Source organism: Pimelobacter simplex (assembly GCF_900114845.1).
Classification (GTDB): domain Bacteria; phylum Actinomycetota; class Actinomycetes; order Propionibacteriales; family Nocardioidaceae; genus Nocardioides; species Nocardioides simplex.
On the sequence record NZ_FOUK01000007.1, the window covers coordinates 12,716 to 28,970 of the forward strand.

General features: G+C 71.5%; 27 protein-coding genes, 1 pseudogene and 1 riboswitch. Of the genes and pseudogenes, 10 read left to right on the forward strand and 18 right to left on the reverse strand.

Features of this window, described 5'->3' with window-relative positions:
• Nucleotides 1-4: 4 nt before the first annotated feature.
• Nucleotides 5-106, reverse strand: a pseudogene (locus BM223_RS29945) (DUF3263 domain-containing protein); the annotation flags it as partial.
• 76 nt (nucleotides 107-182) lie between these two features.
• Between BM223_RS29945 and BM223_RS24260 the strand changes: the two are divergent.
• Both BM223_RS24260 and BM223_RS24265 read left to right on the forward strand, forming a co-directional pair.
• Entirely contained in the window at nucleotides 183-791 is a 609-nt protein-coding gene (locus BM223_RS24260; RefSeq protein ID WP_038679858.1) for a helix-turn-helix domain-containing protein, read from the forward strand.
• Complete coding sequence (locus tag BM223_RS24265) at nucleotides 785-1,114, forward strand: hypothetical protein (protein WP_038679860.1); 330 nt, start codon at nucleotides 785-787, stop codon at nucleotides 1,112-1,114. The genes BM223_RS24260 and BM223_RS24265 overlap by 7 nt, the downstream gene beginning before the upstream one ends.
• A 186-nt stretch (nucleotides 1,115-1,300) precedes the next feature.
• Here BM223_RS24265 and BM223_RS28690 read toward each other — a convergent pair whose 3' ends face one another.
• The 4 genes from BM223_RS28690 to BM223_RS24280 are packed head-to-tail and all read right to left on the reverse strand — an operon-like array spanning nucleotide 1,301 to nucleotide 2,704.
• A complete protein-coding gene (locus tag BM223_RS28690; protein ID WP_141267715.1) occupies nucleotides 1,301-1,501 on the reverse strand; it encodes a hypothetical protein in 201 nt (66 codons plus the stop codon).
• Nucleotides 1,498-1,773, reverse strand: coding sequence for a hypothetical protein (locus BM223_RS24270; protein ID WP_141267717.1), 276 nt, complete (start codon nucleotides 1,771-1,773; stop codon nucleotides 1,498-1,500). Before BM223_RS24270 ends, BM223_RS28690 begins: the two co-directional genes overlap by 4 nt.
• The gene (locus BM223_RS24275) at nucleotides 1,770-2,069 is read right to left on the reverse strand and encodes a hypothetical protein (protein ID WP_038679863.1); all 300 of its coding nucleotides are present in this window, start codon (nucleotides 2,067-2,069) and stop codon (nucleotides 1,770-1,772) included. The genes BM223_RS24270 and BM223_RS24275 overlap by 4 nt, the downstream gene beginning before the upstream one ends.
• Nucleotides 2,066-2,704, reverse strand: a complete 639-nt coding sequence (locus BM223_RS24280) for a hypothetical protein (RefSeq protein ID WP_141267719.1) — start codon at nucleotides 2,702-2,704, stop codon at nucleotides 2,066-2,068. Before BM223_RS24280 ends, BM223_RS24275 begins: the two co-directional genes overlap by 4 nt.
• Before the next feature lie 186 nt (nucleotides 2,705-2,890).
• Between BM223_RS24280 and BM223_RS24285 the strand changes: the two genes are divergently transcribed.
• The 3 genes from BM223_RS24285 to BM223_RS24300 all read left to right on the forward strand — a co-directional run bounded on the left by BM223_RS24285 (nucleotide 2,891) and on the right by BM223_RS24300 (nucleotide 3,916).
• Complete coding sequence (locus BM223_RS24285) at nucleotides 2,891-3,070, forward strand: helix-turn-helix transcriptional regulator (protein WP_038679868.1); 180 nt, start codon at nucleotides 2,891-2,893, stop codon at nucleotides 3,068-3,070.
• A complete protein-coding gene (locus tag BM223_RS24290; protein ID WP_038679870.1) occupies nucleotides 3,070-3,336 on the forward strand; it encodes a hypothetical protein in 267 nt (88 codons plus the stop codon). Before BM223_RS24285 ends, BM223_RS24290 begins: the two co-directional genes overlap by 1 nt.
• A 310-nt stretch (nucleotides 3,337-3,646) precedes the next feature.
• The gene (locus BM223_RS24300; RefSeq protein ID WP_038679875.1) at nucleotides 3,647-3,916 is read left to right on the forward strand and encodes a hypothetical protein; all 270 of its coding nucleotides are present in this window, start codon (nucleotides 3,647-3,649) and stop codon (nucleotides 3,914-3,916) included.
• A gap of 717 nt (nucleotides 3,917-4,633) precedes the next feature.
• On the opposite strand, the gene BM223_RS29345 is transcribed toward BM223_RS24300, so the two are convergent.
• From BM223_RS29345 to BM223_RS24320, 5 genes are all read right to left on the reverse strand, one after another.
• Entirely contained in the window at nucleotides 4,634-4,786 is a 153-nt protein-coding gene (locus tag BM223_RS29345) for a hypothetical protein (RefSeq protein WP_158510210.1), read from the reverse strand.
• Nucleotides 4,787-4,885: 99 nt separating this feature from the next.
• Entirely contained in the window at nucleotides 4,886-6,067 is a 1,182-nt protein-coding gene (locus BM223_RS24310; RefSeq protein ID WP_038679880.1) for an alcohol dehydrogenase catalytic domain-containing protein, read from the reverse strand.
• Nucleotides 6,068-6,139: 72 nt separating this feature from the next.
• Nucleotides 6,140-6,622 (reverse strand): CinA family protein, encoded by a 483-nt coding sequence (locus tag BM223_RS24315; protein ID WP_038679882.1) that lies wholly within the window; start codon nucleotides 6,620-6,622, stop codon nucleotides 6,140-6,142.
• Between the two features lie 3 nt (nucleotides 6,623-6,625).
• Nucleotides 6,626-6,802, reverse strand: coding sequence for a hypothetical protein (locus BM223_RS29350; RefSeq protein WP_158510211.1), 177 nt, complete (start codon nucleotides 6,800-6,802; stop codon nucleotides 6,626-6,628).
• Nucleotides 6,799-7,368, reverse strand: a complete 570-nt coding sequence (locus tag BM223_RS24320) for a hemerythrin domain-containing protein (RefSeq protein WP_038679884.1) — start codon at nucleotides 7,366-7,368, stop codon at nucleotides 6,799-6,801. The genes BM223_RS29350 and BM223_RS24320 overlap by 4 nt, the downstream gene beginning before the upstream one ends.
• A gap of 246 nt (nucleotides 7,369-7,614) precedes the next feature.
• Between BM223_RS24320 and BM223_RS24325 the strand changes: the two genes are divergently transcribed.
• Nucleotides 7,615-8,307: a helix-turn-helix transcriptional regulator gene (locus BM223_RS24325; protein ID WP_038679886.1), complete on the forward strand. Its 693-nt coding sequence runs from the start codon at nucleotides 7,615-7,617 to the stop codon at nucleotides 8,305-8,307.
• A gap of 109 nt (nucleotides 8,308-8,416) precedes the next feature.
• Here the strand turns inward: BM223_RS24325 and arr are convergent, their stop codons facing one another.
• Genes arr through BM223_RS24345 form a run of 4 tightly spaced genes read right to left on the reverse strand, consistent with a single transcriptional unit; the run spans nucleotide 8,417 to nucleotide 10,098 of the window.
• Nucleotides 8,417-8,827 carry an NAD(+)--rifampin ADP-ribosyltransferase gene (arr, locus tag BM223_RS24330; protein WP_038679888.1) on the reverse strand — a complete coding sequence of 137 codons (411 nt, stop codon included), beginning with the start codon at nucleotides 8,825-8,827 and terminating at the stop codon, nucleotides 8,417-8,419.
• Between the two features lie 26 nt (nucleotides 8,828-8,853).
• Nucleotides 8,854-9,150: an excalibur calcium-binding domain-containing protein gene (locus BM223_RS24335; RefSeq protein WP_038679889.1), complete on the reverse strand. Its 297-nt coding sequence runs from the start codon at nucleotides 9,148-9,150 to the stop codon at nucleotides 8,854-8,856.
• Between the two features lie 51 nt (nucleotides 9,151-9,201).
• Nucleotides 9,202-9,621, reverse strand: a complete 420-nt coding sequence (locus tag BM223_RS24340; RefSeq protein ID WP_038679891.1) for a YccF domain-containing protein — start codon at nucleotides 9,619-9,621, stop codon at nucleotides 9,202-9,204.
• Nucleotides 9,622-9,630: 9 nt separating this feature from the next.
• Nucleotides 9,631-10,098: a hypothetical protein gene (locus BM223_RS24345; protein ID WP_141267721.1), complete on the reverse strand. Its 468-nt coding sequence runs from the start codon at nucleotides 10,096-10,098 to the stop codon at nucleotides 9,631-9,633.
• 21 nt (nucleotides 10,099-10,119) lie between these two features.
• Nucleotides 10,120-10,184, forward strand: a riboswitch (guanidine-III (ykkC-III) riboswitch).
• Between the two features lie 9 nt (nucleotides 10,185-10,193).
• Between BM223_RS24345 and BM223_RS24350 the strand changes: the two genes are divergently transcribed.
• A complete protein-coding gene (locus BM223_RS24350; RefSeq protein ID WP_038679894.1) occupies nucleotides 10,194-10,508 on the forward strand; it encodes a DMT family transporter in 315 nt (104 codons plus the stop codon).
• 103 nt (nucleotides 10,509-10,611) lie between these two features.
• Here the strand turns inward: BM223_RS24350 and BM223_RS24355 are convergent, their stop codons facing one another.
• Together BM223_RS24355 and BM223_RS24360 are read right to left on the reverse strand one after the other, a co-directional pair.
• Nucleotides 10,612-10,815, reverse strand: a complete 204-nt coding sequence (locus tag BM223_RS24355) for a cold-shock protein (RefSeq protein ID WP_038679896.1) — start codon at nucleotides 10,813-10,815, stop codon at nucleotides 10,612-10,614.
• A 188-nt stretch (nucleotides 10,816-11,003) separates the two neighbouring features.
• Nucleotides 11,004-11,522: a 2'-5' RNA ligase family protein gene (locus BM223_RS24360; protein WP_038679898.1), complete on the reverse strand. Its 519-nt coding sequence runs from the start codon at nucleotides 11,520-11,522 to the stop codon at nucleotides 11,004-11,006.
• Between the two features lie 38 nt (nucleotides 11,523-11,560).
• Here BM223_RS24360 and cobT point away from each other — a divergent pair, with 38 nt between their 5' ends.
• Both cobT and BM223_RS24370 read left to right on the forward strand, forming a co-directional pair.
• On the forward strand, nucleotides 11,561-12,607 hold the full coding sequence (cobT, locus tag BM223_RS24365) for a nicotinate-nucleotide--dimethylbenzimidazole phosphoribosyltransferase (protein WP_038679900.1): 1,047 nt from the start codon (nucleotides 11,561-11,563) through the stop codon (nucleotides 12,605-12,607).
• On the forward strand, nucleotides 12,604-13,383 hold the full coding sequence (locus BM223_RS24370) for an adenosylcobinamide-GDP ribazoletransferase (protein WP_235318936.1): 780 nt from the start codon (nucleotides 12,604-12,606) through the stop codon (nucleotides 13,381-13,383). Before cobT ends, BM223_RS24370 begins: the two co-directional genes overlap by 4 nt.
• Before the next feature lie 15 nt (nucleotides 13,384-13,398).
• Here the strand turns inward: BM223_RS24370 and BM223_RS24375 are convergent, their stop codons facing one another.
• Nucleotides 13,399-13,929, reverse strand: a complete 531-nt coding sequence (locus tag BM223_RS24375) for a bifunctional adenosylcobinamide kinase/adenosylcobinamide-phosphate guanylyltransferase (RefSeq protein WP_038679903.1) — start codon at nucleotides 13,927-13,929, stop codon at nucleotides 13,399-13,401.
• Nucleotides 13,926-15,374, reverse strand: a complete 1,449-nt coding sequence (locus tag BM223_RS24380) for an RNB domain-containing ribonuclease (RefSeq protein ID WP_038679906.1) — start codon at nucleotides 15,372-15,374, stop codon at nucleotides 13,926-13,928. Before BM223_RS24380 ends, BM223_RS24375 begins: the two co-directional genes overlap by 4 nt.
• A 24-nt stretch (nucleotides 15,375-15,398) precedes the next feature.
• Between BM223_RS24380 and yaaA the strand changes: the two genes are divergently transcribed.
• On the forward strand, nucleotides 15,399-16,178 hold the full coding sequence (yaaA, locus tag BM223_RS24385) for a peroxide stress protein YaaA (protein ID WP_038679908.1): 780 nt from the start codon (nucleotides 15,399-15,401) through the stop codon (nucleotides 16,176-16,178).
• The last annotated feature ends 77 nt before the right edge of the window (nucleotides 16,179-16,255 follow it).

Here is a 16,255-nt window from a genome sequence, read left to right on the forward strand (position 1 = left end):
CACCTCAGTCAACGAATCCCACCCGCCTCGCTGACCTCTGCCGCTGCCGGTCAGACCGCAGTCGCCGGAGCCGCTTCACGAGCAGCGGGTCGAACGCCAGCGCCTCTGTGGCACTGGGGCGCCGAAGCCCGATCGACCGAGAGCTTGGGCCGCACTGGGGGCGTTCCAGTAGCGTTCAGCTCGTGGATTCTCGGGTCAACCCACGCCAGGTCGAGGTACTCAAATGGATTGCGGATGGGTGTCCTGACGGCCGCTGGCCGGCAGGCGACTACTCCCATGTCCTCAGCGGGAACGCGCTCGCCAACAGAGGTCTCGCCGCGATCAAGGGACGTGGCCCGAGGTGGAGCGCTTCGATCACTGACGATGGGCGCTACTACCTGGAACATGGGTCCTACCCGCCGGGCCATCGGTTCGGCCCTAAGCCGAAGCGGGCCGAGCCTGCCGTCAGGCAGGACCCGCAACCACCGCAATCTGCCTCGTCAACGCGACGCTGTCGCGAGCCACAACCAGTCGAGCAGATCTTTCAGATCGACAGCCCTCGACGCAAGGCCGTCTCACGAGGACAGGACGGCCAAGAAGCCGCGCACCCATGGGACGACCGCGTGCTGGTATCAGTCAAAGAGGCCGCCTGGGTCCTGAGCGTAAGCACCGCATTGATCTATGACGCCGTCCGCGACGGCGACATTGACCGCGTGTTCATCGGCGAAGGGACAAAGCACTACCGCATCGTGTACAACTCCCTGCTGGCTTGGGTCAACGACCTTCCGACAGAACCGGTCCGGGGATGGTGAAGGAACACCGCTGGGAGGAGCCGCTTGCGAAACCCCTCTACGTGACCGTCGCCCGTGCGGGCGAGCTGTTGGATGTGCCCTATTCGCGCATGATCTATCTCGCCCACCTCCTCGAGACCCGGTACTTCGGCCCAAAGGGTGGTGCGCGTCGCGTCTCGATGCGGTCGATCGACGAGTTCCTCGAGCTTCGGCAGGCCGGCGCAGATCCGGTCAAGGTGTTGGCCGCACGCAAGGAGCGCGCCCGGCTGCCCGCCACGCCGCACAGATTCGCCGCGTCTCCGACTGCGAGGTCGCCATACCGACGTCGCCGACGATTCCGCTAGCGCCAGGCGCGGCTCCAGCGATTGAAGCCAGAGCCGCGCCAGCCCAAGAACCGCTCTATGCCGTGGTCGCGTTCGCTACTTCCGCCGCCGCGAGCAGGAGCCGTGCGACCTTCACAGCCTCGTCCGGCGTCAGCTCGAACGTCTCCTCCATCTCGGCGACGTTCTCGGCCGACACCCGGCTGAACATCACGAGGACCGCGGTGCCAGGCCGTCGATCTCGCCGCAGGTCGGCCCCACGGCGACGTACTCCCGGCCGTTGGGCCGGTAGGCCGTCGCCTCGACGTCCGGCCAGTCGCCCCAGCCGGGAGACGACCGGTGGTCACCCCCGCACTCCTCGGCACTCTCCTGCACGCACCACGCGGCAGGGCACTCAGCCGGGGCGGTCACCGGCTCTCCGCGATCTCGGCCAGCTCCAGGATCTGGATGGCGACACGTCGGGCGTCCGACAGGTTGAACTTCACGCCGTTGACCGACACCACCGCGAGGCCCTCGTAGTCGGAACTCTGCTCGGCCAGAAGGAAGGCGACCTCCTCGCCCGGCGAGAGACCGTCGAAGACGTACTCGGTCGTGGTGTGGATCAGGTCGCCCTCAACGGCTACGCCCTCGTGGGACCTGTCGCACCACGAGGGGCACGGCGTGACGCGCATCCGTGAACTCATCGCGACGCCTCCTCGATGACAGCAAGCAGCGACCGCGCCAGTTCCCGCCCCTCGGCGACCGTGATCCCCGGTTGCGCCTCCATATAGATGCGAGGCTCGTCGTGCAGGGTGTTGTCCGGGTAGGTGTGGCTCGAGTGGGACACGCCGCCGATCGGATGCGAGTGGTGGATCACGAACCCCTCCAACTCGCCCAGCTCGCCGAGGTGGTGCTCGTAGGTCATCGAGCACCAGCTCGGGCAGACGATCTCGGGGCGGTCGTCCGGGCGAACGGCCAGGACCGGCGGGAGCGTGCTCATCGTCGCTCCTCGCACCACTTGCAGTCCGCAGCCTTGGTGCAGCCGCAGAGGCCGTAGTCCATGGCTCGTTCGAACTTCGTCTTGCGGACGATGTGGTGGACGGCCCGTTCGAGCGCCTTGGCTACGCGCGTTGATGGATAGTCGTCCGCGATCCGGATCTTGTGGACCCTCAACGGACCGTTCACATCCAGTGCGATCGACACCGGGAATGAGGCGTCCTCGCCACAGACCCAGTCCACCTCAGCGCCGTACCTCTCGCGCAGCAACTGCACGAACTGGCCAACATGCCGTTTCGCCTCGTCCTGCTCGCGGTTGTCTCGCTCCATCCAGCAGCCGCCGCGCTTCGCATTGACGTCGGCCAAGGAGTCCTGGATGAGCGCGTGCAGCGTGCTCCGAGAGCAGGTCGAGCAGCGCAGCCACCGCACCGACTTCGCGAGCGGGTCAATCTTCACGCCGGCCGGGATCTCGCGGCGATAGTTGACCGAGACGTCTCGGGCGGCTCCGCACTCGCAGCACAGTGCGCGGTTCCGAGCTCGCGGGCCATGGCGGCCGTCGATCCGCTCCGGGTCAACCAGCGCGTTCTCGATGTCGACCGGCTGGCTTCCGCGCCGCCGACCGTTGGATGATGTGGACAAGGTCTACGTCCTTCCGTGACGTGGTTCCTAGGCCCTGCCCGGTGTGCCAGCACCGCGCGGGGCCGATCTGTTTATCGGAAGGCGGGCCTGCTGGACTTCCCCATCCACAGCGCCCTTGACTCCGACAAGGGGGACAGTAGTCACGCGCTCTTGTCAGAGTCAAGGAGAAAGTGCAGAATCGTCCTCATGCCGGATCACCTCATGGGCCAGACCGAGATCGCCGACCTTCTCGGCGTCAGCCGCCAGCGCGCCCAGCAGCTCTACAAGGACGGCGCCCTGCCGCCGGTGTACGACACGCTCGCCATGGGCCCCGTCTGGCTCAAGGCCGACATCGAGAAGTGGGCTCGCGAGACCGGGCGAATCTGATGGCGATCGCCGACCCGGAGCTGCTCGACGAGGTGTACCGCTTCTGCGTTGCCCGAGCCAAGGAGATTGCGACAGGCGCACTTCCTGGACACGAACGGGACAGCCGGAGCAACGCTCAATCAATGTTGAAGCTGTTCGCGAGCATGCGGCGCGACGTTCTCGCCAACCCGTGGAGCGGGTCAGAGGCAGTTGACTACTTCCGCCGACGCGCCATGCGATGGAAGGACCACTCCGACTTCGATCCCATCTGGACCATCGACACCTAGCACACCACGCGCCGGCCCTAGCAGATTCCGCGTCCGAACCCCTTGCGCGAGCCGGCGGATCGGAGTTGGTCTAGAGCATGGCCAACCACCGCCGACCAGTTGAGTTCCCGACCCTCGCGGACCGGCTGGAGACCGTGCCCTGCATCTCGATGACTCTGGCCGAGGCCGCTCCTGCCTGTGGAGTCTCGACCAGTCTCTTGAAGCAGGCCATCGAGGCCGGGACCTTGAGGTCCAAACGGACCTCGGCAAACGGCACCTACCTCGTCACGCCGGCGGCTCTACGCGCTTGGTTCGAGAGCTTGCCCGACGCATGAGCAGGCCGATCAGCCCCGTTCCCGCGATCGCGCTCACCCTTGACCGGGCAGCGGAGTTCGCCGACGTCGAGAAGCAACTCCTGCTCGGCCAGATCTTCCACGGCTACCTCGCGGCCAAGCGCACAAGTCCGCCTTATAGCCACGGAGAGCCCCCATGGGGGTTGAGCTGGACCGGCGGCAAGTACCTCATCGGCGTGGACGACCTCCTCGACTGGGTGATCGAACGCAAACCGATGTACGACGAGCGAGACGGACCAAACATGTAGATGGGGCCGCAGTCCCCACACAGTCCCCAAGAATTCTGTTCGAGTCCGTGAACAACCAACGCGCCCAACAACGTTTGCCCAGGTCAAGCGGCATATCCGTGAACACCCGTTGACATCAGTTCACGCGGGGCCACTCCCCGGCTTACAGGCCAGCCCGTCCCCCTAGGTCCTCGAGGGTCGGTCCTGAGGGGACGATCCGTCCGTGGGCTGGGCGAACCGTCCCCGGCTCAGAGGGCCTCGCCCTCGTCGCAGACGGTGCACTTCCACCACTGGACCGTGACGGCGCCCTCGACGACCTGGGTGGTCTCACCGCGGACGTGGGGCGTGACCCTGCCACACGGAAGGCACTCGAGCTGCCGGGTCGGCTGCTGATCGGGTGCGCCGGTCGGAGCCGGGCGGCGTACGGGCGGCAGGGAAAGAGGCGAGGGCAGGGACTTCAAAGTGTGATCACCAGGTCTCAAAGAGCGGTTCGAACCAAGAATGGTGACGCCCTGTGTGACGAGACTCGAGAAATCCTCAGCGATCTCGACGCTACGCCGATCGGCGCGGAAGTCAATCTGCCGATCCGCCCATCCTTGGGGATGCACGCCGCTCACCCGGCGTGGTTGGCTCGAGGAGGCCGGCCGTCGTCCCCTCGTTGTCCGGCCAGGCCCCGGCCGGTCCTCTGGAGCGGCTCCCTCGGTTCGGGGCCGCCCAGCAAGCTCTTGCCGTCGTGGGTCAGCGCAGGTTGTCGAAGCCGCACGCGGTGCAGCTCCACCACGAGAGCTCCTCGCCGCTGACGGTGACCTTGTCCTGGCCCTTGTCCACCTGCTCGGTCACCCGCCCGCACCAGTGGCAGAAGAGCCTCCGGGATTCGTCGGCGGTGTCCATGACATCCACGGTGCCACCGTCTGCCCCGACGCGACACCGCCCGAACGGGCAGTTGCTCGTCCCCGATTTGTGGGGCCGCGCCGGTCCGGCAGCGCCGCCTCAGGGGGTGAAGACGACCTTCACCATCCCGTCCTTCTTCGCCCGGAACGTCGCGTACGCCTCGGGGGCCTTCTCCAGCGGCAGCCGGTGGGTCGCGAAGTCCTCGGTGCCGAGAGGGTCGGTGTCGTCGAGCACCAGGGGCAGGAGGTCGTCGGTCCAGCGACGGACGTTGGCCTGGCCCATGCGGACCTGCACCTGCTTGTCGAACATCTGCATGAGGGGCAGCGGGCTCTTCGCCCCGCCGTAGACGCCGACGACGGACACGGTGCCGCCGCGCCGCACGGCGTCGACCGAGCTGGTCAGGGCGGCCAGGCGGTCGATCCCGACCGACATCATGAGCTTCTGGGCGGCGGCGTCGGGGAGGAGCCCGACGGCCTTGATGACCTTCTCCGCCACGGGATTGCCGTGCGCCTCCATCCCGACGGCGTCGATCACGGCGTCGGCGCCCCGGCCGTCGGTCCGGTCCCGAATCTCGGTGCCGAGGTCGTCGACCGCCTCGATGTCGATCGTCTCGGCACCGCGCGCCCGCACCCGGGCCAGGCGCTCGGGCACCCGGTCCGCCACGACGACGCGACGTCCCTCGTGCAGGGCGATCCGCGCGGCCATGTCGCCGATCGGGCCGGCGCCCATCACCAGCAGCACGTCGTCGTCGGCGACGTCGGCGTACCGGACGGCCTGGTAGGCGGTCGGGAGGACGTCGGAGAGGTAGACGAAGCGCTCGTCCGGCGGGCCCTCCGGGACCTTGATCGGCAGGAAGTCCGCGAACTGCACGCGCAGGTACTGCGCCTGGCCGCCCGGCTGCGAGCCGTAGAGCTTGCTGTAGCCGAGCAGGCTCGCACCCGTGCCGTACTCGCGGACCTGGGTCGTCTCGCACTGGCTGTGCAGTCCCTGGCCGCACATCCAGCAGTCGCCGCAGCTGATGTTGAACGGCACGACCACGCGGTCGCCGACGGCGAGCTTCGTCACCGCCGGGCCGACCTCCTCGACGATCCCCATCGGCTCGTGGCCGACGATGTCGCCTGGTGTCATGAAGGGCGCGAGTGGTTCGTACAGGTGCAGGTCCGAGCCGCACAGCCCGGTGGTCGTGACCCGGATGATGGCGTCGGTCGGTTCGACGATCGTCGGGTCCGGCACCTCCTCGACTCGGATGTCCCGGACGCCGTGCCACGTGGCTGCTCTCATAGGGGGCGGGTACCCGTCCGGGCGGCCCGTATCCGACGTCGAGCGAGAAACATGTGGTCCCGGCTCGGATCTCTAGCGGCCGGACGCCGAGCGCAGCCGGGCGAGGAGCTGGGTGCTCGCGGCCCGGACGGTCTGGTCCAGGACGTCCGGCGGGTCGCCGTCGAACCGGTGGCGGGCGACCTCGGTGCGGTCGCCGAGGCGGGTGGCGACGAAGACGGTCCCGGCCGGATGACCCTCCTCCTGGCCGGGACCGCCGACGCCCGTGACCGCGACGGCCGCGTCGGCCCCGAGCAGCGTGCTCACCCCGGTCGCCATCTCCTCGGCGCAGGACGCCGTGACGACAGGTCCCGGGGTGACGCCCAGGACCTGGAACTTGACCTCGCTGCGGTAGGACACCACGCCGCCGGCGAACCAGGACGCCGCGTCCTCGCCGCGCGCCAACGCACTGGCGATGGCGCCCGCCGTCAGGGACTCCGCGCACGCCACGGTGAGCGAGCGCTCCGCCGCGACGGCGGCGATCTCCTCGACGACCTCACTCAGGTGCTCGTCCGCCACGACTCAGCTCCCCGGGCAGTCGGGGTTCGTGCAGACGCGCTCGTCCACCGTCGCATCGGGCTCGTGCTCCCCCGCCCCCGGGACGGCACCGGCGCGCGGCCCGCCGTCCCGAGGGCGCAGCTCGACCCGGGAGCCGCAGACGGTGCACGGCTTGCTGTCGAAGTACACCGCTCGGCTCACTCGTCCTCGGCCGCGTCCTTGAGCGTGGCGGACAGGTCCGCCTTGCTCTGCGAGGACGCCCCGGAGATGCCCGCGTTGGCCGCCTGCTGCTCCAGCTCGGCCTTGGTGACGTCGGCGGGCCGCTCCCCCAGGTGCTGCTGCCGGCTGGCGGCGAACGACCGTCCGAGCTCGCCCAGCCGCTCGACGCTCATCGCCTGGCGCATCCCGGGGAGGACCTTCGACTCCTCCTCCTCGACGTGGTGGGTCACGGCGTCGATGAGCTTCTGGAGCTTCTCGTCGAAGTCCGGCGCATCGACGTCGCTCGCGGCCACGTCGGCGGCCAGCTGGTCGGCCTCGATGTGCTCCTTCTGGCTGTGCTCGACGTCGTCCGCGATGCCGGCCTCGAGCGCTGCCGGGTAGACCTCCGCCTCCTCGGCGCGGCTGTGCGCGGTGAGGAGCGTGATCATCACCGGGACGAGCGTCGGCCGCTGGTCGGGCTGGGTCCGCACCTGCTCGAAGATCCGCTCCAGCTCGCGGTGGTCGTTCATGATCAGGTCGACGACGTTGACGTACATGGTGGTCCTCACTTCGTTCTGTCCCCGCCGCTCCGGCCTCGCGCCGGGCAGCTGCGCCCGAGGTACCCGCCGCTCCGCGAAGCACTCGCACGACGTCAGCGGAGCGTCGGCCCTAGCCGCCCGCGGCGGCGGCGTGATACACAAGCGGGATACCGGACCCGTGCGGCCAGTCGCGAGTTCGACGTCGATCACGACGTTCGGAGGCCGACGGTGGTGCAGCAGAAGACGGTAACGACAGCAACAGCAACGGGCCGCGCGATGCGGGTGACGATCATCGATCACCACATGCTCTTCGCCGACTCGCTCTCCCTCGTTCTCGAGGACGAGGGGTACGTGGTGTCGGAGGTCGAGCCCTGGCAGCCCGACGCGTGCCTGGCGGGGATCCTCGCGAAGAGCCTGCGCAGCGCGGCCCGGCTGGTGCTCCTGGACGAGAGCCTCGGGCGGCTCGGCGACAGCACCCGGCTGATCGCGCCACTGGCGGCGTCGGGCGCGGCGGTCGTCGTCCTCGTCGAGAGCGACGGGCGGGACCGGTGGGGGCGGGTGCTGGAGCAGGGCGCGCGCGGTGTGCTGCACAAGGCGTGCACGCTGGACGAGGTCGTCGCCACCGCCGAGCGGGTCCGCGACGGCGTCCCGCTGATGAGTCCCGCGGAGCGGGCGGCCCTCGTCGCGAGCGCTCGGGCCGAGCGCGAGGAGCGGCGGGCGATCCGGGCCCGGCTGGGCCGGCTGACGCGGCGGGAGTCGGAGATCCTCGGCGCGCTCATGACGGGCGCGACCGTCGGCGAGATCGCGCGCGCCTCGTTCGTGTCGCAGGCCACCGTGCGCACCCAGGTCAAGGCGATCCTCGCCAAGCTCGAGACGAGCTCGCAGCTCGCCGCCGTCGGTGCCGCGCACCGGGTCGGGTGGCAGCCGCCGGCCCCCGTCGCCGGGGATGGACACGCCCGGTTCGGGTAGTGCCCTGACGAGTCGGTGTCGTCCCGTGACGACCTCGGCGAGGCCCGGGCCGGGTCGAGAGGCGGACTCCGACCCGGTCAGGGCCGATGCGTACGACGACGGGGCTTGCTCAGTTGATGATCTCGCCCCGCTCGTCGGCGGCCAGCTCGGCGAGGCGATCGCGCCATCCCTGCAGCGCCTCGGGCGTGAGCCGGGTCCAGTCGGTGACCTCGCCGACGACCTCGAGCGGCTCCCGGCTGCGGTAGGAGCGCGTGGGGTTGCCGGGGAACTTCCTGTCGGTGACGTTGGGGTCGTTCTCGAACTCCCCGGTGGGGACGACGACGTACACCCGCGGCGGGGCGTCGCCGGGGGCGAGCTCGGCAGCGAGGCCGGCGCCGTCGACGAGGGCGGTGAAGTAGACGTGGTTCATCACGACCTCGGGCCGGTAGTTCGACCGGAAGCCCGCGGTGAGCAGGTCCCCGGTCCGCAGGTCGGCCTTGGTGCCGTGGAAGAACGGTCCGTCGTCCAGCGCGTCGCTCACCGCGCCAGCCTAGGCGCGGGTGCCGGTCAGCGCTCGCAGGCGGTGCCGTCGCCGTCGCGGTCGAGGCGGGACTTGTTGCGGGCGTAGGTCTCGCGCGCCTTCTTGCCGTACGCCGGCGCGCCGTACCCCTCGCGCACCTGCTTCATCGCGGCCGCGCGGCTCTTGGAGACGCCGTGCGGGAAGACCCGGGTGAGCTTGGCGCAGCTGCTGTAGTACTTGCCGGTCCCGGCCGACGCGGACGCCGGGGCGGCGGCGAGGGTGGTGGCGACAGGGGCGGTCAGGGCGAGGACGGCGACGGCGGAAGCGATGCGGCGGGGGGTCATGGGCGGAACCGTAGGCCAGGTCGGGGCCGGGCGCTGGCGGTTCGGCAAAGATCAGACGCCCGTCCGGCGCCCGTACGACGCCACCGCGTTCCGCAGGTCGTCGGAGTCGACGATCTCCCGCCCGAGCGGGAGCAGGCTGACCGGGATCAGCTTGAAGCTGGCGAGCCCGAGCGGGATCCCGATCACGGTCAGGCAGCACAGGACGCCGGTGATCGCGTGCCCGATGGCGAGCCAGAGGCCGGAGAAGACGAACCACAGCACGTTGCCGAGCGCGCTGCCGACGCCGGCGCCGGGTTTGAGGACGACCTCGCGGCCGAAGGGCCACAGGGCGTACCGCCCGATCCGGTACGACGCCACGCCGAACGGGATGCCGACGATGGTCAGGCACCACAGGGCCGCGGCGAGCAGGTAGCCGAGGAACATCCAGAAGCCGGCGAGAACCAGCCAGATCAGGTTGAGCAGCAGCCGCATGGGCGAAGGCTACGCGGGAGGGGTGCGCAGGCAGGCGGGGTCGAGGGCGGTGCCGGCGGCGCGGCCCTGCTCGAGGCAGGCGCCGTCGTAGAGGGGGCGGTCGCCGAGCGGCTCGTCGAGGTCGACGGTGACGTCGTAGCGCACGGCGGTGAGGATGCAGACGCCCGGCTCGACCTGGGCGTAGGCGGTGACGACGACGCGGTCGGCGTGCTCGGTGGCGACGGCACCGTTGGACTTCTGGCAGGCGCTGCCGTCGTAGGAGACCTGGACGTGGGCGCCGGTGACGGCGGAGTGCGACCACGGCACGGGGTTGCCGGGTGGGGCGCTGGGGATCTCGACCGGATCGATGCCGGCGTCGCGGTCGCCGTCCGGGCCGGAGTCGCGCAGGAGCAGCCAGGTGGTGACGACGCCGGCGACGACCACGACCACGGCGGCGACGCCGAGGGCCGTCCACCGCCTCACCCCGAGAGCACGCATGCGGTCAGGCTAGTCTGGGAAGCACGGCCGGGGACCGGCCGCCGGACGAGGGAGCCGTACCCGGAGCGCGACAAGACGGCCACGAAGGAGTGGTCATGGCGTGGCTCGTGCTCGTGGTGTCAGGTGTCCTGGAGGCGGTGTGGGCCACGGCGCTCGGCCGGTCGGAGGGCTTCTCCCGGTTCGTGCCGTCGGCCGTGTTCGTGGTGGCGATCATCGCCAGCATGGGCGGACTGGCCTACGCGATGCGCACCCTCCCGGTCGGCACGGCGTACGCCGTGTGGGTCGGGATCGGCGCGGCGCTCACGGTCGCCTATGCGATGGCGTCCGGTGACGAGTCGGTGAGCGTGGTGAAGATCGCGCTCATCGTGGGGCTGATCGGCTGCGTGGTCGGCCTCAAGCTCGCCCACTGAGCCGGCCGGAGCCCCGGGAGACGAAAAAGGACCGAGCCCCCGGTGCCGCAGAGCGGCGCCGGGGGCTCGTGACGATGTCGTCAGTCCTGATCAGCGGGGCTGATCAGAGCGGGCGGACGTTCTCCGCCTGCAGGCCCTTCGGGCCCTGGGTGACGTCGAACTCGACCTGCTGGTTCTCGTCCAGCGACTTGTAGCCGTTGCCCTGGATGGCCGAGAAGTGGACGAAGACGTCCGGGGTGCCGTCGGCCGGGGCGATGAAGCCGAAGCCCTTCTCGCTGTTGAACCACTTGACGGTGCCCTGAGCCATGATTTTCTCCTTGGTGTTCGTGTTGCGTGGTGTCGGCGGGCGCCGACACCGGGTGCTGAAACATCTGTACCGCCCTGATGCCCAGCTGAACCGAAGACCAAGTACCACGAGATGTTCCGGACCCACTTGCGGGCCCGGGGGGATCTTGCGATCCCTTTCAACGCGACCAACGCTAGCACCGCCAGGGCTCATCTGCCGCATGACCAGCCGAGGAGAAATCGACAGTTCATCTCCTCGTACCAATGCAGCTCGATCCGGTCGGCCCGGACCGTGACCGGGAGAACCCTCGCCAGATCGGCTTCGACCGACGCCACGGACACCTCCGGGCCGAGCCGGTCGAGGGTCAGATGGGGCACCGTGTCGGCGAATTCCCCCTCGTAGGGCGGGCACTGCGGGAAGGCGCGCCACAGTCGCGCGGTGAGCTCGGCGAAGGGTCCGGAGGGCTCGGGGACGGCGTGGACGATGCCGTCCGGGAACGCCGCGACCTCGGCGAGCCGGAAGTCGAAGGCCGGCGTGGTGCGGGCGATCTCGGCGACCCGGTCGAGGTCGGCGGCGCTCGGAGCGGCCAGGAAGGGCGCCAGGAGGGTGATGTGGGCGTGGGTGAAGGCCGGATCGCGAGACGTCCAGGCGGGGTCGTAGTGCTCCCAGCGGGCGCGGACGTACGGCTCGAGCGCCGCGACGGGAACCGCCAGCACGGAGTGGGCCACGTCGGGAGGATAGGCGGAACCAGGCTAGGTTGCGGGGCATGACTGCCGCCGCCGCTGCCGTGCCGCCGCCCGCTCCCGAGGTCCGTGCCCGTGCCGCCGAGCGCCTCGCCGGTCTCGCGACCCCGGCCGGCGCACTCGGGCGGCTCGGCGAGCTGGGCGTGTGGGTCAGCGCGACCCAGGGCACCTGCCCGCCCGCGCCGCTGGACGACGTCCGCCTGGTGATCTTCGCGGGCGACCACGGCGTCGCGCAGCACGGCGTGTCGGCCTATCCCCCGGCGATCACGCCGGCGATGGTCCGCACGTTCGTGCTCGGCAAGGCCGGCGTGTCGGCGCTGGCGGCGGCGCACGGCGTCCACGTGCGGGTGCTCGACCTCGGGGTGGACGACGACCTCGACGGCGTCCCCGCCGACGTCACGGCCCACAAGGTGCGGCGCAGCAGCGGCGCGATCCACCTCGAGGACGCGCTGAGCGCCGACGAGGCCGCCCGGGCCTTCGAGGTCGGCCGCACGGTGGCCCGCGAGGAGATCGCCGCGGGCGCTCAGCTCCTGCTCTCCGGCGACATGGGCATCGGCAACACCACGCCTGCCTCCGCGATGGTCGCGGCCGCGCTCGGCCTGCCCGCCGCCGAGGTGACCGGTCGCGGCACCGGGGTCGACGACGCGGCGCTGCGGCACAAGCAGGCGCTGGTCCAGCAGGCGCTCGACCGCGTCGGCGACCGGATCGCCGACCCGATGGACGCGCTCACCGCGCTCAGCAGCGCCGACCTCGTCGCGACCGTCGGCTACCTCGTGCAGGCCGCCGAGAGCGGCGTCCCGGTGCTGCTCGACGGGCTGATGTCGGTCGCCTGCGCGCTCTACGCCGAGCAGCTCGCGCCCGGCGCGACCGCCTGGTTCGCCGCGGGCCACCGCTCGACCGAGCCCGCCCAGGCGCTGGCGCTCGACAAGCTGGGCCTGTCCCCCGTGCTCGACCTCGGCCTGCGCCTGGGCGAGGGCTCCGGCGCGGTCGCCGCCGTCCCGGTGCTCCGCTCGGCGGTCGCCCTGCTCCGCGACGTCGCGCTGCTGGCCGACCTGATGCCGCCCGAGTGAGCGGCGCCGTGAACGTCGCGGTCGTCGGCCGCAGCCTGCGGCTCTCGATCGGGATGCTGACCGCGCTGCGCGTGCCCATCGTCCTCCGTGTGACGCCGGGGGTCGCGACCGGCGCGCTGCTGCTCGCGCCGCTGGCCGTGCTGCCCCTCGGCGTGCTCGTCGGCGTGGTGGTGTGGGCGGGCGGGCGGCTCGACCTGCCCGCGCTCGGCGTGGCGTTCGCCGCGCTCGCCGTCCTCGCGGTCGGCAGCCGGGCGCTCCACCTCGACGGGCTCTCCGACGTCGCCGACGGCCTCACCTCCTCCTACGACCGCGAGCGCTCGCTCGCCGTCATGAAGAGCGGGACGGCGGGCCCGGCCGGCGTCGCCGCGCTCGTGCTCGTCCTGGGCGCGCAGGCCGCGGGGCTGATGTGGTTCGTCGGGCTCGGCGGCGAGGTCCGCTCGGCCGTCGTGGCCGGCGCCGCGGTGTGCGCATCGCGCGCGGCGCTCTGGATCACCGCGTGCTCGCTCGTGCCTCCGGCCCGCGAGGACGGCCTCGGTGTGACCTTCACCCGTCGGGTGCCGGTCACCGTCGCGGCGCTCGGCTGGATCGGCCTGGCCGCGCTCGCCGTCCTCGTCGACCCGGTCCGCGGCCCGGTGAGCGTCGCGGTCGCGGGTCTGGTCGTCGCCGCGCTCACCGCCCACACGGTGCGCCGGTTCGGAGGCGTCACCGGCGACGTCTTCGGCGCCGGGATCGAGCTCGCGCTCGCCGTGCTGCTGCTCGGTCTCGCCGGCGCCTGAGCGGGGCGGCTCCGCCTAGAGCCGCAGCACCCGGCCGGCGACGACCAGGTGCACCTCGCCGCAGACCTCGGCGACGCGCTGGTTGACGGTGCCGAGCAGGTCGCGGAACAGCCGCGCCGAGCGGTGCTCCGGGACGACGCCGAGGCCGACCTCGTTGGTGACCAGGACGACGTGCCCCGAACCGGGTCCGCGCTCGGCGAGCGCGGCGACGACGTCCTCCAGCAGGCCGAGGACGTGGGTCTCGACCTCCTCGACGGGCGCCTCCCACAGGCCGGCGTCGTCGATCACGCCGGTCAGCCAGGTGCCGAGGCAGTCGACGAGGACCGGCGCGTCGCCGGCCGCGCGGAGCACCCCGGCGACGTCGCGGGTCTCGGCGGTGGTCCAGGACGCCGGGCGGCGGGCGCGGTGGGCCGCGATCCGGGCGGCCCAGTCGGCGTCGTCGTAGACGGGACCGGCGGCGACGTAGGTGACCTCCCCGTCGGCGACGAGGGACTCGGCGTGGCGGGACTTCCCGGAGCGGACCCCGCCGGTGACGAGGATCTTCACGACAGCGTGAACGCGACCTTGCGGGCCGCCACGTCGGCGCTGGCCAGGGTGACCCGGACGTCGTCGCCCAGCGGGAGCGCGGCGCCGCCGTCGGAGGTGACCGGCGCCTCGACGCCGATCTCGGCGAGCACGACGACGCCGGAGTCGGGATGGTCGTCGCGGACGCTCGTCACGACGGCGTCGAACGTCTCGCCCACCCGGTCGGCGAGCACGGCGGCCTCGACGAGGTCGAGCACCGCCCGCTCGTAGGAGCCGGCCCGGCGGGCCGAGTCCTGCAGCGTCTTGGGCAGTCCGGGCAGTGCGGCCAGCACCCAGTCGGGCACGGCGGTGCCCGCGCAGATCGCGAGGCAGACCTCGCCGGCGTAGCGGTCGCCGAGCCGGCGCAGCGGCGCGGTGACGTGGGCGTACTCGGCGGCGATCGCGGAGTGCCGGGTCTGCTCGGGCAGCTCGCCGTCGAAGACGGCGTACCCGCTGCCGCGCAGCAGCCGGGTGCACGCCACGACCATCGCCTGGTGCTCGGAGACGGCCGGGTCGAGCGAGCGCACGAAGCCCGGGTAGTCGAGGTCGTGGGGCCAGGAGATCCGCAGGCCTTTGGCCACCCGGCGCAGCCGGGCGACGTCGCGCGGGTCGGGCGGGGGCAGGGTGCGGAGGATGCCGACCTTCGCGCCGATCATGAGCTTCGCCGCCGCCATGCCGGTGAGCAGCGAGATCTGCGCGTTCCACTGCTCGACCGGGAGCTGCTCGCGGAACACCAGCCGCAGGCCGCCGTCGGACTCGTCGACCTCCTGCTCGGGCAGCGGCAGCGAGATGCCGCCGCGCGCGACCTCCTGCTGGTTCCGCAGCTCGCCGACCTCGCGCAGGAGGGTGATCACGTCGGGGGCCGAGCCGTCGTCGAGCGCCTTCTGCGCGTCGACGTACGACCAGCGGGCGGTGGAGCGGACCCGGGCCCGCTCGACCCGGACCTCGGTGAGCGTGCCGGCGGCGTCGACGTCGAGCGTCCAGAGGAGTGCCGGGCGGACCTGGTCGGGCAACAGCGAGGCGGCGGCCTCGGAGAGCTCGGGCGGGTGGAGCGGGATGCGGGTGCCGGCGCCGTACAGCGTCTCGCCGCGGCGGTTGGCCTCGACGTCGACCGGGTCGCCGGGTCGGACGAAGGCGGCGACGTCGGCGATCGCGTAGTGGACGCGGAAGCCCTTGCCGCCGGGGCCGGAGCGCTCGATGTGGAGCGCCTGGTCGAGGTCCATCGAGCCCGCGGGGTCGATGGTGAGGAACGGGAGATCGGTGCGGTCGAGCTCCGGCAGGACGACGTCCGCCGCGGACCGCTCGGCCGCGGCGGTGACCTCGGCCGGGAAGTCTCCGGGCAGGTCCAGCTCCTTGGCGATCGCCTCGAGTCCCTGCTGCAGCTCGGGGGAGCTCGTCCTGACCCGGACCACGACGTTGCTCGGCATGCCGGTGAGCCTATCCTTGCGGCCGTGCTGATCCTGCTGCCGCCGAGCGAGGGCAAGTCCGTGCCGACCCGCGGGGCGCCGCTCGACCTGTCCGGCCTGTCGCTCCCCGAGCTGACCGGCGCGCGCCAGCAGGTCCTCGACGCGCTGGTCTCGCTGTGCCGCGACGACCCGGCCAAGGCGGCCGAGGTGCTCGGCCTCTCGGCGGGACAGGCCGACCTCGTGCTGCGCAATGCCGACCTGCCGGACGCGCCGACCGCGCGCGCGGACCGGATCTACACCGGCGTCCTCTACGACGCCCTCGACGTCGCGAGCATGTCCTCGTCGGCCAAGCGGCGGGCGACCTCGCGGCTCGCGGTCGCCTCCAGCCTGTTCGGGATGGTCCGGCTCGGCGACCGCATCCCGTCGTACCGCCTCTCGGGGGACGCCTCGCTCCCCCACCTCGGGCCCGTCGCCGCGGTCTGGCGTGAGGCGCTGGGCCCGGTGATGACCGCGGCGCTCGGGCGCGGGCTGCTCGTCGACCTGCGCTCGGGCATGTACGCGAGCTTCTGGAGGCCCGGCCCCGAGCTCGCCCCGCGCGTGGCGACCGTGCGCGTCCTGCACGAGCACAACGGGACCCGCAAGGTGGTCAGCCACTTCAACAAGGCGACCAAGGGCCGGATCGTGCGTGCCCTGCTCGAGGACGGCGCCGACCCCCGCACCCCGAAGGCACTTGCCGAGACGCTCGGCCGGCTGGGGTGGGCGGTCGAGATGGGTGCGCCGGGCAAGGGCGGCACCCAGCTGGACGTCGTCGTCAGCGAGCTCTGACCGTGCCACCCGTCGTACCGGACAAAATGGTTGTGATTTGGCGGTTTTCACGACCATTTTGTCCGGTACGACGGGCC